Raw genomic sequence first — 16,093 nt, forward strand, 5'->3', positions numbered from 1 at the left:
ATAAGTTAAAAGGAGATAGAATATGAAACGACGTACGGCACGGGAAACTGCCTTCCAGGTCCTCTTTCAATTGGACATGAACGATATTCAGCCGGAAGAGGCTGTGGAAAATGTATTAGGAGAGCCGCTTGAGAATGCTTTTTTGGCAAGCCTCATCAACGGTGTATTGGAGCATAAAGCTGCAATCGATGCGAAAATTGCCGAGCATTTGGAGAATTGGTCATTCGATCGGCTTGCCAGTGTGGAGAAGACGGCATTGCGTATAGCCGTATATGAGCTGCTTCATCACACAGATGTACCGCAAGGCGTAGTCATCAACGAAGCCATTGAGATATCCAACTTGTTCGGGGATGAAAAATCCGGTAAATTCGTTAATGGAGTACTATCCAGAATCATTAAAAACTAAGGGAGCGGATGAGCATGACAGCAGAATTGATCTATGGTAAAGAACTCGCAGCAACTATTCGGGAAGAACTGAAACAAGAAGCAGCAGCATTGAAAAAACAAGATATTCTGCCTCATCTGACCGTTGTTCTAGTCGGAGACGATCCTGCCTCCAGATCTTATGTGAAAGGAAAAGAGAAGGCATCCGCAGAAATCGGGATCAGCTCAGAGCTGATCGAGCTGCCAAGCTCGACGACACAGACGGAATTACTGGATCTCATACAGCGTCTGAACTCGGATAAGGACGTGAATGGAATCCTGGTCCAATTACCTCTTCCAGCCCATATCGATGAACAAGCTGTCATCGACAGCATCGATCCGGAGAAGGATGTAGATGGGTTCCATCCTGCCAATGTAGGGAAAATGATGCTCGGGGAAGATACATATTATCCATGCACACCTTATGGCATCATTCAGATGCTCAAATCGAAAAATGTTGATATTGCAGGCAAGACTGCTGTCATCGTCGGACGCAGCAATATTGTCGGCAAGCCAGTCGGACAGCTTTTGCTCAATGAGCATGCGACTGTCATCCATACCCATTCACGCACGCCGGACCTCAGAAGCTTTACGAAGCAAGCAGATATCCTTGTCGTAGCAGTCGGCCGTGAACATATGATCAAGGCGGAGGATATCAAGGAAGGTGCCATCGTGATCGACGTCGGTGTCAATCGAAATGCAGCCGGTAAGCTGACAGGTGATGTCGATTTCGAACACGCGAAAGAAGTGGCTTCGATCATCACACCGGTACCAGGCGGTGTAGGACCGATGACCATCACCATGCTGATGCACAATACGATAAAAGCAGCCAGACGCCAGGCAGCGGCAGTCGTATAAGGAGCAAATCCAGCATGAGTGATGATCGTTATTTGACCGTGACCGCCCTGACCCGTTACATGAAGCGGAAGCTGGAAACGGACAAGCATTTGAAGGATATCTGGCTCAGGGCGGAGATATCCAACTTCAAGCATCACAGCCGCGGCCATATGTATATGACATTGAAAGATGACGGAGCCAGGATCCAGTCCGTCATGTTTGCCGGACAAAATAAAGGCCTGAAATTCGTCCCGGAGAACGGCATGACCGTCCTTATCCGCGGTGAGATTGGCTTATATGAGCCCCAGGGTCAATATCAGCTTTATATCCAGCATATGGAGCCGGATGGAGTTGGGGCACTTTACCAGGCCTATGAACAGCTGAAAGAGAAGCTGGAAAAGGAAGGGCTGTTTTCTGCTGATCATAAAAAAGCCCTTCCTGCTTATCCCGAGCATATCGGCGTCATTACATCCCCGACCGGAGCAGCTGTCAGGGATATCCTGACAACGATCAAACGGCGCTATCCGATTGTCAGAGTGACGGTGCTTCCTGTTTCCGTGCAAGGTGATCGTTCCGCTCCGTCGCTTGTCCATGCGCTGTCTTATGCAGAAGAGCATGATTTCGATGTCCTGATCATCGGACGTGGCGGCGGCTCGATCGAAGAGCTTTGGAGCTTCAACGAAGAGATGGTCGCCCGTGCCATCCACCGTGTAAGCATACCGATCATCTCGGCTGTCGGGCACGAGACGGATTTCACGATCAGTGATTTCGTAGCCGATGTCCGGGCCGCTACCCCGACCGGAGCCGCTGAATTGGCTGTTCCGGCACGGGAGGAGCTGCAGCACCGCATAGCGCAGCTCACCAATAGGATGCAGTACGTTGTAAGTCAATCTTATCGGCAGGAAGCAAACAGGCTAGCCAAGCTTCGGGGATCATATGCCTTCCGCTATCCTGAACAGCTGTTAAGGCAGAAGGAAATAGAACTGGATAAGCTTTCCGATCGGCTGGGCAGGGCAGGGGCGTCTGCTGTTTCAGCAAGGAGGCAGCACTTTACGGCACTGATGAATCGCCTTGCCCTTGTACATCCGGGCAAGCAGGCGCAGCATCATGGACAGCAGCTGGCAGTATTGCAAAACAGGCTGCAGCAGGCTATGCAAAAGAGACATGAAGGAGAGCGGCAGAAGTTCCTTCATCAAATCAATAAGCTATCCTTATTGAACCCATTGGAGACGATGAAACGGGGATATAGCATCTCCTATAAAGAGGAAACCCTTTTGAAGAGCGTGGATCAGGTTACCGAAGGCGATGATGTGCAAATCCATCTTGCAGATGGCACGATAGATTGTATCGTCAAGGAAGTAAAGGAGGATACAAATGGCTGAGGAGAAAAAACAAAGCTTCGAGGAAGCGATGCAGCAGCTGGAGGAGATTGTGAGCAAGCTCGAGCAAGGTGATGTACCGCTTGAGCAGGCAATCGGCTATTACCAGGAAGGTATGAAGCTCTCCAAGATTTGCGGCGATAAACTGGAGCAAGTCGAGAAGCAAATGGTGGAAATCGTGAATAATGCCGGTGAAACCGAGCCATTCACTGTACAGGAGGAAGACTGAGTGAGTGAATCGTTGCAGGATTATTTGAAGACGGAGCAGCATCGCATCAATATGTATATGATCGGTTTGCTCGAAAAGGATAAGATGCTTCCGGCTGCTCTATCGGAATCCGTCCTTTACAGCATGCGGGCTGGGGGAAAACGCCTCCGCCCGATTTTGATGCAGGCAGCATTCGAATCCTTCGGCGGTCAAGGCGATAGGGTTCTGCCGGCAGCTGCCGCACTTGAAATGGTGCATACTTACTCCTTGATCCATGATGATCTGCCGGCAATGGACGATGATGATTATCGCCGCGGACAGCTGACGAATCACAAGAAGTTCGGGGAGGCTACAGCCATTTTGGCAGGCGATGCACTATTGACAAGAAGTTTTTCCGTCATCGGGCAAGCGGACGATTTGAGGCCCGATGAGAAGGTATTTCTTATGTCCTATCTGTCGGAAGCAGCCGGTGCGACGGGCATGATTGCCGGCCAAGCTCTTGATATGGAAGCAGAAGGAAAAGAGAGCCTGCTGCATGAATTAGAGCAAATACATATTCTGAAAACGGGCAAGTTATTAACATATGCGATCGTTGCCGGTGCCTTTTTGGCTGGAGCCAAGCAGGAAACACTGGAGCTGATGAAGCAGTTCGGTATGTATATCGGCCTGATCTTCCAAATACAAGATGATATCCTGGATGTGACCGGTGATGAATCCGTGATCGGAAAGCCGGTCGGCAGTGATGAAGCGAACAAAAAAAGTACGTATCCAAAACTGCTTGGTCTTGAAGGAGCAAAAGAACAAATGGAGAAGTATGTCGACCTTGCCCATCAATGCCTGGAGCAAGCGATTATCAAGTCATCCAGACTGCATGAGCTGACTGTCTATTTGAGCAGGAGGACGAGCTGACTGTTATTGATTGTAAGCTTGAGGCCAACTGTGATATATTGCTACTAGGAATATAGGACAGAACTGATACGTACGAACATAGAAAACGCCGTTATCACATATGTGCTAGCGGCTATTTTTAAATAGGCTCCTGCACGGCCGAAAGTGCAGAAATTGTCTGGATATGATGTAGGCAGGAAAAAACAGGGTAAAGGCCTACAGGAATAAATTCTTCGTCCGGCGCAGAAATGTACCTATTTATACTATGCTGTCTGGCTGATCAGGCTGATGACAAAAGGGGAAGGTAATATGGATTTAACAGCAATTAAGAATCCGGCATTCTTGAAGGAAATGTCCAATGAGGAGCTTCGTGAGCTTGCAGCTTCCATCCGGACATTCCTGATCGAAAAGCTGTCCATCACAGGAGGGCACCTGGGAGCGAATCTGGGTGTTGTGGAACTTACACTCGCTTTGCATAAAGCATACAACAGTCCGCAGGATAAATTCATTTGGGATGTGGGGCATCAGGCATATATCCATAAGATATTGACCGGCAGAACAGCTGACTTCGATACATTGCGGCAATACAAAGGGTTGTGCGGCTTCCCGAAGCGAATCGAGAGCGAACATGATGTGTGGGAAACAGGACATAGTTCCACATCGCTTTCTGCTGCAATGGGAATGGCAGCGGCAAGGGATATGATGGACGAGGATTATGAGGTAGTGCCTATCATTGGGGATGGTGCGCTGACAGGCGGTATGGCCTTGGAAGCACTGAACAATATCGGGGATGAAAAAAAGAATATCACCGTCATACTGAATGACAATGAGATGTCGATAGCGAATAATGTCGGTGCCCTGCATCATGTGCTTGGCAGAATGCGCAGTGCCGGTAAGTACAGGCGTGCAAAGGATGAAATGGAAACGCTGCTCAAAAAAATCCCTGCTGTCGGCGGCAAGCTGGCTACTGCCGCAGAGCGTATGAAGGATAGCATGAAATATTTCATGGTTCCCGGCATGTTCTTTGAAGAGCTGGGCTTTACTTATTTCGGGCCTGTTGACGGGCATGACTTCCGGGACCTGGAAGAGGCGATAAGCTATGCCAAAAAGACAAAAGGACCAAAAATCATTCATGTTGTCACCCAGAAAGGGAAAGGCTATCAACCTGCCGAAACAGATACGACAGATAATTGGCACGGTGTCGGCCCCTATAAGATCGAATCCGGTGAAAAGATCAAAAGCTCTGCCACTGCACCAGCCTGGAGCAAGGTGATCAGTGAAGCAGTACTGGAAAAGGCACGTATGGATAAACGGATTGCAGTCATCACACCCGCAATGATCCTCGGATCGAAGCTGGATAATTTCAAAAAAGAAATGCCGGATCGGCTTTTCGACGTCGGAATCGCTGAGCAGCATGCCACAACCATGGCTGCCGGCATGGCGACTCAAGGTGTGAAACCCTTCCTGGCCATTTACTCCACTTTCCTGCAGCGAGCTTATGATCAGCTGCTTCATGACATTGCCAGACAAAATCTCAATGTTTTTGTCGGTATCGATCGGGCAGGCTTTGTCGGCGCAGACGGAGAGACGCATCAGGGTGTATTCGACATTTCATTCCTGCGTGCGCTGCCGAATTTCACGATCATGATGCCGAAGGATGAAAATGAAGCGCAGCATATGGTGCATACAGCATTGGCGCATGAAGAAGGACCGATCGCATTGCGTTATCCGCGCGGTAATGCGCTTGGTATTCCAGTGGATGATACCACGCATGCATTGCCGATCGGCAGCTGGGAAGTGCTGAGAGAAGGAACGGATGCTGTCATATTGACATTCGGGACAACGATTCCGCTGGCCTTGGATGCGAGCGAGTCACTTGCAGCTGATGGTATTTCTGTCCGTGTCGTGAATGCCCGGTTCATCAAACCAATGGACGAAGCAATGCTGCATGGGATTTTTGCCTCAGGACTGCCGATTTTGACTATTGAGGAAGCCGTTCTCAAAGGCGGCTTCGGCAGCGGCGTGATGGAATTCGCCGAAGAGAATGACTATGATGCATCTACTGTCAGGAGAATGGGTGTGCCTGACTACTTCGTTGAGCACGGAAGCGTACCGGAACAGATGGAGGAAGTTGGATTGACGAAGGAAAATGCAGCTGACAAACTCCGGAAAATAGTACGAATGAATGAACAGCAAAGGGCTTGAGTGAATGGCTAAAGTGAGATTGGATGTTCTTCTCGTCGAGAGGGGACTAATTGAAACAAGGGAAAAAGCAAAACGGACAATCATGGCAGGACTCGTATATTCCGGCCAGGACCGTCTGGATAAACCAGGCATGAAAGTTGATGATACCGCTGACTTGACTGTAAAAGGCAAGGTCATCCCTTATGTTGGGCGGGGCGGTCTCAAACTGGAAAAGGCTTTGGACTATTTCGGCATCGATGTTACGGGAAGGACGATGGTTGATATCGGTTCCTCGACGGGGGGATTCACCGATTGCGCCTTGCAGCGTGGTGCTGCACGCAGCTATGCCATCGATGTCGGCTACAATCAGCTTGATTGGAAACTGCGCAACGATCCGCGTGTAGTGGTAATGGAAAGGACCAATTTTCGTTATGTCACACCGGATATGCTGACGGAAGGATTGCCGGATTTCGCATCGATCGATGTATCTTTCATATCCCTTCGTTTGATTTTACCTGCATTGAAGGACATCCTTGCTTCAGGGAGTGATGTGGTGGCGCTCATCAAACCGCAATTCGAAGCAGGACGTGAACAGGTCGGTAAAAAAGGGATCGTTCGTGATCGCAGCGTACACATGGAAGTATTGGAAGATACCCTGAAATTCGGTCAATCTCTTGGTTTTCAGTTTGAAGGACTGACTTTTTCGCCAATAACCGGCGGGGACGGAAATATCGAATTCCTGGCACACTTGGCTTGGGATAAAGATAATGCAGGTGACTTCCCTGATACAGAGGCAATCAAATCAGTCGTCGAGGATGCGCATCAGCAGCTATCTGCGAAAAAAGGCGTATCAAGGGAAGCGATGGAGGAAGACAATGAGTAAAATTCAACGGCATATCAAAATTCGCGAATTGATTACACATAATGATATCGAGACGCAGGATGAATTGGTCGAACATTTGAAAGATCTCGGGTTCAATGTGACCCAGGCGACCGTTTCCCGTGATATCAAGGAATTGCATCTTGTCAAGGTTCCGACATTGGAGGGGTCTTACAAGTACAGCTTGCCGGCGGATAATCGATTCAATCCGCTTGAAAAACTGAAACGGCTTATCATGGATGCTTTTGTCAGCATTGATACGACGAGCCATTTCATTGTGCTTAAGACGCTGCCGGGTAATGGGAATGCACTGGCCGTCCTTTTGGATAACTTGGATTGGGAAGAGATCCTAGGTACAATCAGCGGGGATGACACGATTCTGATCATTTGCCGTACTGAGGCAGATACGGAACTTATCAAAGATAAACTGCTGTCCATGCTGTAAACGGAAGTGAAATGAGGGGATATTATGCTTACAGAGCTTTCGATCAAGGATTTTGCGATCATCGACCATATAAGGATCCATTTCAAAGAAGGGCTTACTGTGCTGACCGGAGAGACTGGTGCAGGTAAGTCCATTGTCATTGATGCAGTCCAGCTGTTAAGCGGCGGAAGGGGTTCCGTGGAATTTATCCGCCATGGTCAGAAGAAAGCCGAGCTGGAAGGGTTATTCATCATTGATTCGCCTGATCATCCGATATATGCCATCGGAGAACAATTCGGTGTCGATATCGATGATGGGATGATCGTGCTGGAGAGGACGATGACAACCAGCGGAAAAAGCATTTGCCGTGTCAATGGCAAGCTGGTGACTTTGGCGATTTTGCGTGAATTCGGGAAATCATTGATTGATATCCATACCCAGCATGAAACGCAATCCTTGATGGATGCGGATAAGCATATCGAGTTGCTTGATTTATACGATGCCGATGCAATCAGCAAAGCAAAAGAGGCTTATACGCTTCAATTCAAAGAGCTTCAGAAATTGAAAAAACGATATAAGGAATGGAATACAAATGAACAGGAAATGGCGCAGCGTCTTGACTTGCTTCAATTTCAATATAATGAATTGAAAGAAGCTGCACTTCAGCCGGGTGAGGATGAGCAGCTTACAGAAGAGCGGACGAAGCTGATGAACTTTGAACGGATATATCAATCGCTCCATGATGCCTATCATGCACTTTACGGGGAACAAAAAGGCTTGGACTGGGTAGGGCATGCTTTAGCCAGCCTTGAATCGGCGAGTTCCTATGATGACGATATCCAGAAGCATCATCAAATGATCAGCGAGCAATACTACTTGCTGGAGGATCTCACTTTCCAGCTGAGCAGCCAGCTGGACGCACTCTCGTATGATCCGGAACGATTGAACGAAATTGAAATGCGATTGAATGAAATAAACCGATTGAAAAAGAAATACGGGCAATCAGTCGAAGAAATCCTGGAATATGCAGCCAGTATAGAGGATGAAATCGATCGTATTCAGAACCGTGATTCCCATATCCACCAGCTGGAGCAGCAAATTGCGGAACTCAGCGAAGATACTTTGCTGGAGGCAAGGCAGCTGCATGATTTGCGTGTACAAGCTGCTAGCCAGCTTACGGATGCGATCCATGAGGAACTGAAGGATCTGTACTTGGAGAAAGCCCGTTTCCATGTCGATGTGCAGTACAAAGCCGGGAAGCCTGGCGATCCCGAAATCGACGGGATGCCTGTCCAATTAACGGCAGACGGTTTTGATGCGATTACATTCCATATCTCCACAAACCCGGGAGAACCGCTGAAAGAGCTGCACAAAGTTGCTTCAGGAGGGGAATTATCCCGTATCATGCTGGCACTGAAGCGTATTTTCTCGCGACATCAAGGGGTGACGAGTGTCATTTTTGATGAAGTGGATACTGGTGTCAGCGGCCGTGTTGCACAAGCGATAGGAGAGAAGATTTACGGTATCTCTGTCGGATCTCAAGTATTATGCATCACACATCTGCCGCAGGTGGCATCAATGGCTGATACGCATCTGCTGATCGAAAAACATGTGGAAAATGATAGCACGCATACTTCCGTCACCGAGCTCGGACAGGAAGCTGCTGTGGAGGAAATCAGCAGAATGATGACCGGAACGGTGCTGACGGAAAAGACAAAAGAGCATGCAAAGGAACTTATAACGCTTGCCGGCCAATACAAACAAACATGATCCTGCCTGATATCGGCAGGATCTTTGTTTTATACATAGGAAAAGATAGGCGCTTTTTCTGATGTTTTCTGGGTTTAAAATGCTCTCGTGAAAGTCAAACTAGAAGTACATAAACAAGCTTGAACTGCTGAGGGATAGGACTTCTAGGAGATGAGAAAATGAAGAAAAGGATAGACGCACTGCGCTTCGCCATTGGTCTTTGCCTGCTTGCTTTGCTGGTAGCGGCGCCATTGACCCAACCTGTACAGTCCTTTCTGAGCATACCCAAAACATTGACCTTGTTTTCAAATAATGATCTTTCCGAAGCTCTTCCGGTTTTTGGTGACGGAAAAGCTGTAGAAGCACTTGATCAGGAGGCTTTCCGCGGTCAATCGACTGGTAAGCAAGACCTTGTCTATACATTGGGCAGCATACCTGTCAAAAAGGTTGCTGTAAACGTCATTCCCGATATACGGATCGTCCCGGGCGGTCATTCCGTCGGGGTGAAGCTCCATACACTGGGTGTTCTTGTTGTCGGCCATCATCAAGTGCGGACTGCGGTGGAAACTGTTTCGCCTGGCGAGGATGCTGCCATTTATACCGGGGATATCCTTTTGGAAATAGACGGTCAGGAAATCCGCAAAATGGAAGAAGTGGCTCCGCTGATCGAAAAAGCTGGCAAGGCAGGGAAACCAGTCAGCATTAAAGTGAAACGCGGCAATCAGACATTGACAACCGAATTGAATCCGGCACTCGATGAAAAAGACAAGCAATACCGGATGGGTCTCTATATCAGGGATTCAGCCGCAGGTATCGGGACCATGACTTTCTATGATCCAGAATCGAAAAACTATGGTGCTTTGGGCCATGTCATTTCGGATATGGATACACAAAAGCCAATTGAAATTCATGACGGGACAATCGTCAGATCAAATGTGACGAGCATCCAAAAAGGAAACAATGGCAAACCAGGGGAAAAACTCGCTGAATTCAGCATGAACCGCAATTATATCGGAACCATCACGAAAAATAGCCCTTTTGGTATTTTTGGCAAATTGGAAAGTGATATGCGTCAAAAGGAAGAAGCAAAAGCACTGCCCATTGCATTGAGTGAGGAAGTGAAGAAAGGACCGGCAGTCATCCGGACAGTGGTGGATGGAGAAAAGATTGAAGAATTCGATGTGGAAATCGTCAACAGTGTACCACAGGATCACCCGGCAACAAAGGGAATGATCATCAAGGTGACAGACAAGCGTCTGCTTGCCAAGACCGGCGGAATCGTCCAAGGAATGAGCGGAAGCCCGATCATCCAGGATGGTAAATTGATCGGTGCCGTGACACATGTATTCGTTAATGATCCGACATCCGGCTACGGTGTGCATATCGAATGGATGCTGCAGGAAGCAGGTATCGACATTTATAAAAGCGATAAAAAAGCTAGCTGAAAAAGGCAATTCCTGTTCGTTCACGAATGGGATTGTCTTTTTCTTTTTCAAGTCATACGTTATACTGTAAAGACAAGAAACATCTGTTCGGAACACACTGCGTCGGATGCTGTCGAATGATGGGCAGAATTTCATCCGCTGGAAATAAAAGCGAGGTTTTTTTCAATTTGGCAGGAATTGACCTTGATGTGTCGAAACTATAACGTGGAATCATAAGGGATATTAAGGGAGGAAGCTGGGAATGGAAAAGATTAAAGCAGTTTTGGTCGATGACAATCGAGAGCTTGTGCAGCTTATGGAGGAATATTTCGAAGACCAATCCGATATAGAGGTAATTGGCACTGCTTATAATGGAAAAGATTGTTTAGATATGCTGGAAGATCTCCAGCCGGATGTCGTCGTCCTTGACATCATCATGCCGCATGTCGATGGTCTGGCGGTTCTCCGCACACTGCGGGAGAGAACATCCGCACCGATGCCGCATGTGATCATGCTGACAGCCTTTGGCCAGGAAGAAGTGACAAAGAAGGCTGTCGATCTAGGCGCTGCTTATTTTATCCTTAAACCTTTCGATTTGGAGAACCTGGCAGCTCAGATCCGTCAAGTGAGCGGGCATGGCGGAAGCTACGAAGCAAGTCCGATCCGAGTGACAAAAGAGAAGAAACGGGATAAGAAACCGAATCTGGAAGCAAGCATCACGAACATCATCCATGAAATCGGTGTGCCTGCACATATCAAAGGCTATATGTACCTGCGTGAGGCCATCACGATGGTCTACAATGATATCGACTTGCTTGGCTCCATAACCAAAGTGCTTTATCCGGATATCGCCAAAACATATAATACCACTGCTTCCCGTGTGGAAAGGGCAATCCGCCATGCCATCGAAGTAGCTTGGAACCGCGGCAATATGGATTCCATCTCTTCCTTGTTCGGGTACACGGTAAGCATCTCCAAAGCAAAGCCGACCAATTCCGAGTTCATTGCGATGGTGGCGGACCGTTTGCGGCTGGAGCACCGTGCCTCCTAAGCCGTTCTTCTTATGTGATTCTTACATTAAACTCTGCGGAAATATACCGATAAACTCCTATCGGCAATGTATAAATAAATATTCGAAAATGTATGAGCGTCCTAATTTATCGGGTCTGTCCGGTAAAGGAGGGCGTTTTTTGCTGTGTGGACATTTTTTGATTAGACTGAAAAAATCAGCGCACGTGACATACGATACTTTGCTTCATCGAATTAAACGATAGTCACCAGGACCTTCTGTCTTACATAGGCTATGGCACATGATGAGATGAAGGAGGAACCCGCTTGACCGAATTGACGATGGCCCATTGGATGTATCTGGCAGGAACACTTTTGATTATTTTAACGATGCTTATTCGGCAGAATGTGTTGGTTCCATCATTATTGATGACCTTCTTGGTAGGGTGGATGTACACAGGGACGCTTGTAGAAGGATTGCAGGCAACCTTCAGTGCAAGTCTCACAGCTGCCTCGGAATTATTCAATATTTTCTTGATCATTACCGTCATGACTGCACTGCTGCAGTCTTTAAAAGCATTGCGGGCAGATGAACGGATGATTCGCCCTTTTGGTTATATTATGACGAACGGCCATACTTCCTTTTGGGTATTGGCATTCATTACGTATTGTATTTCCCTGTTCTTTTGGCCTACACCTGCCGTGCCGCTCGTGGGTGCAATCCTGCTCCCTGTCGCTATCAGAGCCGGTCTGCCGCCATTGGCAACTGGTGTGGCGATGGCGATTTCCGGTCAGGGCATGGCGCTTTCTGCCGACTATATCATTAAAATTGCTCCGATGCTGAGTGCTTCCGCAGCTGGCACAGATACTGCTGCGGTGGCAGACAAAGCGCTTATTTTATCTCTTATCACAGGTATCACAGCCTTGCTGCTGGCATACTTCCGTACCCGGAAAAAAATCTCTTCCCCTTCCATTGTGCACCTGGAAAGATGGAACGGGAACGATGCGCCCAGTGCAGCTCATCCAGCTGAAAAATCAAGGTTGAGTATCTTGTTTGCAATTCTGGTGCCCGCAGCCTTTCTTGTCGTCGTTATCTACATGGCCTATGCTGCCTTCAGCAATACGGCTTCCCTTGAGGGCGGAGCTGGCGCTGCTTTGATCGGAGGTGCTGCTATCCTGCTCATGATTGCCGCAGCGATTGCTTGCAATTGGAAACAATCTTTGCATAACGTAAGTGAACACTTGGTAGATGGCTTTACATTTGCTTTTCGGGCAATGGGACCGGTCATTCCGATTGCAGGTTTCTTCTTTTTAGGGAGCGGAGAGATATCTGCCAGGATATTCGGACTGGAAGATGCTGCGCAGGCTCCTTCGTTTCTTTTTGATTTAGTAGAGGCTGGACAGCATCATATTCCCGAGAATCCAATTTTCGCCGGATTCGGTTTGCTGGTAGTCGGCATGGTAACCGGCTTGGACGGTTCAGGCTTTTCCGGTCTTCCTCTTGTCGGGGCCCTTTCTGGCGCCCTGGCACCGGCAGTCGGCATGGATGCTTCTACCCTTGCTGCAATCGGGCAAATGGGCGCGATTTGGGTTGGCGGCGGCACGCTGATTGCCTGGTCCTCCATCGTAGCGATCGCTGGATTCGCACGGGTGCCGGTGATGGAAGTAGTGCGGCAATGTTTTATACCGGTCGTTACCGGACTTTTACTTTCTACCATCATCGGAATTTGGTTGCTGTAGTTCAAATGGGTATCAATATAAATGATGATAAGGCTAAAGGCTTGTTCAAGCGGACAATAAAAATCGACACAGGCTTCATTCTTCGGCAAACGCTGCCTAATGACCACTAAAGATACTGGTGGCTATTCTTCTGCAAATGTTTAAATGAATAAGGGTTTTCTCCTTTTTACATGTGTTGCGCTCCTTTTATCCGTTGCCGATAAAAGGAGCGTTTCATCATGGAGCTGATTAGATTGACTTAGTTGACTTACAGCTACATAAGAGGTATAAAATAAGTTCATCATCTAAGAGAGGAAGAGATAAACGAGGAAGGATCACTATGATTCATTGTCATACACTTAATGTATCATAACGATGAAGTTATAGATGAAATTATCTTTAGGGAGTTATGTTTATGATTACTGCATTGATAGGTATTTTAATTGGTACGGGGCTGTCCATTCAAACAGCTGTTAATTCGCAGCTGAGGAAGTTTGTCATCTCCCCATACTTGGCATCCATGATCTCATTCGTGATTGGTGCACTCTTTTTGACTGTCATATCCTTGGTGATTGGTTCACCGCTGGGAATATCATGGAAGCTTATCGGAAATGAGCCAGCTTGGATTTGGCTTGGGGGAGTTCTGGGGGTCATTTTCCTCACGGTCAATATTTTGTTATTCCCTAAGCTTGGAAGTGTGCAGACGGCCATCATGCCAATCCTGGGTCAAATCATCATGGGGATGCTGATTGATAATTTTGGATGGTTCCATTCCATGCGGAAAGCTTTCGATAGTTATCGTTTAATCGGAATATGTTTAGTTTTGGTGGGGGTATTTTTTGCTATTGCCATACAGGAAGTAAGGCATCGGCAGGAAAAAAATAAGGGGAATGACTTATATTTATGGATCTGGCGTATCATCGGGGTCGTATCTGGAATGCTGATGTCGATGCAAGTAGCAATCAATGGGCAGCTTGGTGTTGTGCTGGATTCCTCCATACAAGCAGCTTTTGTCTCCTTTGTGGTCGGAGCGCTCACATTGATCATTGTCGTAGGCGTAAAAGAACGCTCCTTTGTCAAAGTCAGCAATCCAATAAAACAAAAAGCACCTTGGTGGGTCTGGCTGGGAGGATTTTTGGGAGCTGCATATGTTCTGATCAACATTTATTTAGTAGGGCAAGTCGGGACGGGTCAAACTGTTGTATTGGTTTTATTCGGACAAATTGCGGGAAGTTTGCTCATACAGCGTTTTGGATGGATGGGTTCCCAAAAAACGCAGGTTGACTGGATCCAGATTATCGGTTTGATCATGATTTTGGCAGGAGTGATTTTGATAAGAATGTTTTGATACATAAGGGCTTATCATGTATTGACTCTGATACGCTTGGTGATAGGAGTATTCTGTTATGGACTGCCTGTACTATCAGTGAATGGATAGTACAGGTTTTTTGTTTACTATAATAAAATTATGTAAACTAAAATATTTGAGTGAATAGACTCGAAATAAAAATAAACAAAAATAAATTGACACAAACAAAACAAAATATTGTATAATCCATCATAAAGCTATATGTAAGCGCTTTAAAAATGAAAATACAGGAGGGGGAAGAAAATTGGCAGCAAAGCAAGGAAGTTTGAAGGCGACCATCACGGTGGCAATGTCCAATTACCTGGAGGCGGGTTCGATTGTTGCCGGTGCTGGCGGTCTTACATTATGGATGGAGTATTTGAATCTCAATGATGCAAAGCTCGGGCTGCTGGGGGCGTTGAGTGCCAATGGTTTCGGCTCGGCGATAGGTGCATTTCTTGGCGGTATCCTGGTGGATAGGTTCGGCAGGAAGTTCATCTATAAATATGACCTGCTTGTATATATGCTGGGTATTCTGCTCATTACATTTGCATTCCATTTCCCGATGCTGTTGATCGGTTATGTTGTAACGGGAATTGCAGTCGGTGCGGCAATACCCGCTGCCTGGACATACATAGCGGAAGAGGCTCCGAAGCGAGAGAGGGCTGCCCGCGTAGGCTGGGGCCAGTTCGCTTGGTCGATCGGACCGGCAATCACGCTGTTCCTATCCGTATTGCTGGCTCCTTTGGGTTTGCTTGGCAGCCGTATCATTTTTGCCCAGCTCTTCGTCGTCGCACTCATTACGTGGGTTCTCCAGCAGCAAATCAATGAATCGGCGATTTGGACAGAAGAGAAAAGCCGCCAAGCTGCAGGATCACAAGATGTGTCATGGAAGCAGCTCTTTACGGTGAAAGCCAATCTAAAGGCAATCGTGCTGCTGGTTGGAATCTATGTATTCTGGAATCTGGTTGCGGGTGTAATGGGCTATTTCATGCCATATATTTATGAAACAGTAGGCGGTCTATCGGCTTCGCAGGCGAATTTGCTGCAAGGTTTCCTTTGGACTTTGACGGTGGCGGGAACCTATTTCGTCTTTATCAAACTCGGTGACAGGGTGAATCGCAAGCTGCTTTATGGAATAGGGGCCGCCATGGGTATCGCTGCTTGGCTTGTTCTTACGTTTGGCGGTATGGGGATGTTTGAATTGTTTACATTTGTGGTTCTTTGGGGGATTGCTGCTGGCTTTGGTGCGCAGGCTTTCTATGGTTTGTGGGCGGGGGAATTGTTCCATACCCGTTATCGGGCCAAGGCGCAAGGATTCATATTTGCTTTGGCGCGGATAGCTGTAGGGCTGATTTCCCTTGTTGTTCCGGTGATGATCAGTTCACTGGGGTTCCGGACAGCGGGTTTGATCATGATAGGATTTCTGCTCATCGCTGCTGTCGTGGGTCTGACAATGGCACCGGAAACTCGAGGCAAGTCATTGGAAGAGATCCAGGAAGAGCGTTATGGGGGAAAGCCGGAAGCTGCTCGCCAAGCAAGGAATTAACAAAACAAAAATAAACAAATAAAAATAAAGATAAATACACAAAAAGGTTTTCGTTTATTGTATAATGAGTTTA

The 16,093-nt window shown here is 47.4% G+C and carries 14 protein-coding genes; all 14 read left to right on the plus strand.

Annotated elements, in window-relative coordinates:
• The first annotated feature begins 22 nt into the window (after positions 1–22).
• The 14 genes from nusB to MHI54_RS16280 all read left to right on the plus strand — a co-directional run bounded on the left by nusB (position 23) and on the right by MHI54_RS16280 (position 16,020).
• Positions 23–406 carry a transcription antitermination factor NusB gene (nusB, locus tag MHI54_RS16215; protein ID WP_095215358.1) on the plus strand — a complete coding sequence of 128 codons (384 nt, stop codon included), beginning with the start codon at positions 23–25 and terminating at the stop codon, positions 404–406.
• Positions 407–420: 14 nt separating this feature from the next.
• Positions 421–1,281 carry a bifunctional methylenetetrahydrofolate dehydrogenase/methenyltetrahydrofolate cyclohydrolase FolD gene (gene folD, locus MHI54_RS16220; RefSeq protein ID WP_095215357.1) on the plus strand — a complete coding sequence of 287 codons (861 nt, stop codon included), beginning with the start codon at positions 421–423 and terminating at the stop codon, positions 1,279–1,281.
• A 14-nt stretch (positions 1,282–1,295) separates the two neighbouring features.
• On the plus strand, positions 1,296–2,642 hold the full coding sequence (xseA, locus tag MHI54_RS16225; RefSeq protein ID WP_095215356.1) for an exodeoxyribonuclease VII large subunit: 1,347 nt from the start codon (positions 1,296–1,298) through the stop codon (positions 2,640–2,642).
• On the plus strand, positions 2,635–2,868 hold the full coding sequence (locus tag MHI54_RS16230; protein WP_093728508.1) for an exodeoxyribonuclease VII small subunit: 234 nt from the start codon (positions 2,635–2,637) through the stop codon (positions 2,866–2,868). Before xseA ends, MHI54_RS16230 begins: the two co-directional genes overlap by 8 nt.
• A complete protein-coding gene (locus tag MHI54_RS16235; RefSeq protein WP_340082025.1) occupies positions 2,869–3,756 on the plus strand; it encodes a polyprenyl synthetase family protein in 888 nt (295 codons plus the stop codon).
• Positions 3,757–4,044: 288 nt separating this feature from the next.
• Complete coding sequence (dxs, locus tag MHI54_RS16240) at positions 4,045–5,940, plus strand: 1-deoxy-D-xylulose-5-phosphate synthase (protein WP_340082026.1); 1,896 nt, start codon at positions 4,045–4,047, stop codon at positions 5,938–5,940.
• Between the two features lie 4 nt (positions 5,941–5,944).
• Complete coding sequence (locus tag MHI54_RS16245) at positions 5,945–6,802, plus strand: TlyA family RNA methyltransferase (protein WP_095215354.1); 858 nt, start codon at positions 5,945–5,947, stop codon at positions 6,800–6,802.
• Positions 6,795–7,244 carry a transcriptional regulator ArgR gene (gene argR / locus MHI54_RS16250; RefSeq protein ID WP_095215353.1) on the plus strand — a complete coding sequence of 150 codons (450 nt, stop codon included), beginning with the start codon at positions 6,795–6,797 and terminating at the stop codon, positions 7,242–7,244. The genes MHI54_RS16245 and argR overlap by 8 nt, the downstream gene beginning before the upstream one ends.
• A gap of 24 nt (positions 7,245–7,268) precedes the next feature.
• A complete protein-coding gene (gene recN / locus MHI54_RS16255; protein ID WP_340082027.1) occupies positions 7,269–8,993 on the plus strand; it encodes a DNA repair protein RecN in 1,725 nt (574 codons plus the stop codon).
• A 158-nt stretch (positions 8,994–9,151) separates the two neighbouring features.
• A complete protein-coding gene (spoIVB, locus tag MHI54_RS16260) occupies positions 9,152–10,417 on the plus strand; it encodes a SpoIVB peptidase (RefSeq protein WP_095215351.1) in 1,266 nt (421 codons plus the stop codon).
• Between the two features lie 241 nt (positions 10,418–10,658).
• Positions 10,659–11,447 (plus strand): sporulation transcription factor Spo0A, encoded by a 789-nt coding sequence (gene spo0A / locus MHI54_RS16265; RefSeq protein WP_095215350.1) that lies wholly within the window; start codon positions 10,659–10,661, stop codon positions 11,445–11,447.
• 284 nt (positions 11,448–11,731) lie between these two features.
• Positions 11,732–13,144 carry a hypothetical protein gene (locus MHI54_RS16270; RefSeq protein ID WP_233134887.1) on the plus strand — a complete coding sequence of 471 codons (1,413 nt, stop codon included), beginning with the start codon at positions 11,732–11,734 and terminating at the stop codon, positions 13,142–13,144.
• Positions 13,145–13,538: 394 nt separating this feature from the next.
• Positions 13,539–14,471, plus strand: coding sequence for a DMT family transporter (locus MHI54_RS16275; RefSeq protein ID WP_095215349.1), 933 nt, complete (start codon positions 13,539–13,541; stop codon positions 14,469–14,471).
• Positions 14,472–14,781: 310 nt separating this feature from the next.
• Positions 14,782–16,020, plus strand: coding sequence for an MFS transporter (locus MHI54_RS16280; protein ID WP_095215398.1), 1,239 nt, complete (start codon positions 14,782–14,784; stop codon positions 16,018–16,020).
• The last annotated feature ends 73 nt before the right edge of the window (positions 16,021–16,093 follow it).

The organism is Terribacillus sp. FSL K6-0262 (genome assembly GCF_037977385.1).
Taxonomy (GTDB): domain Bacteria; phylum Bacillota; class Bacilli; order Bacillales; family Amphibacillaceae; genus Terribacillus.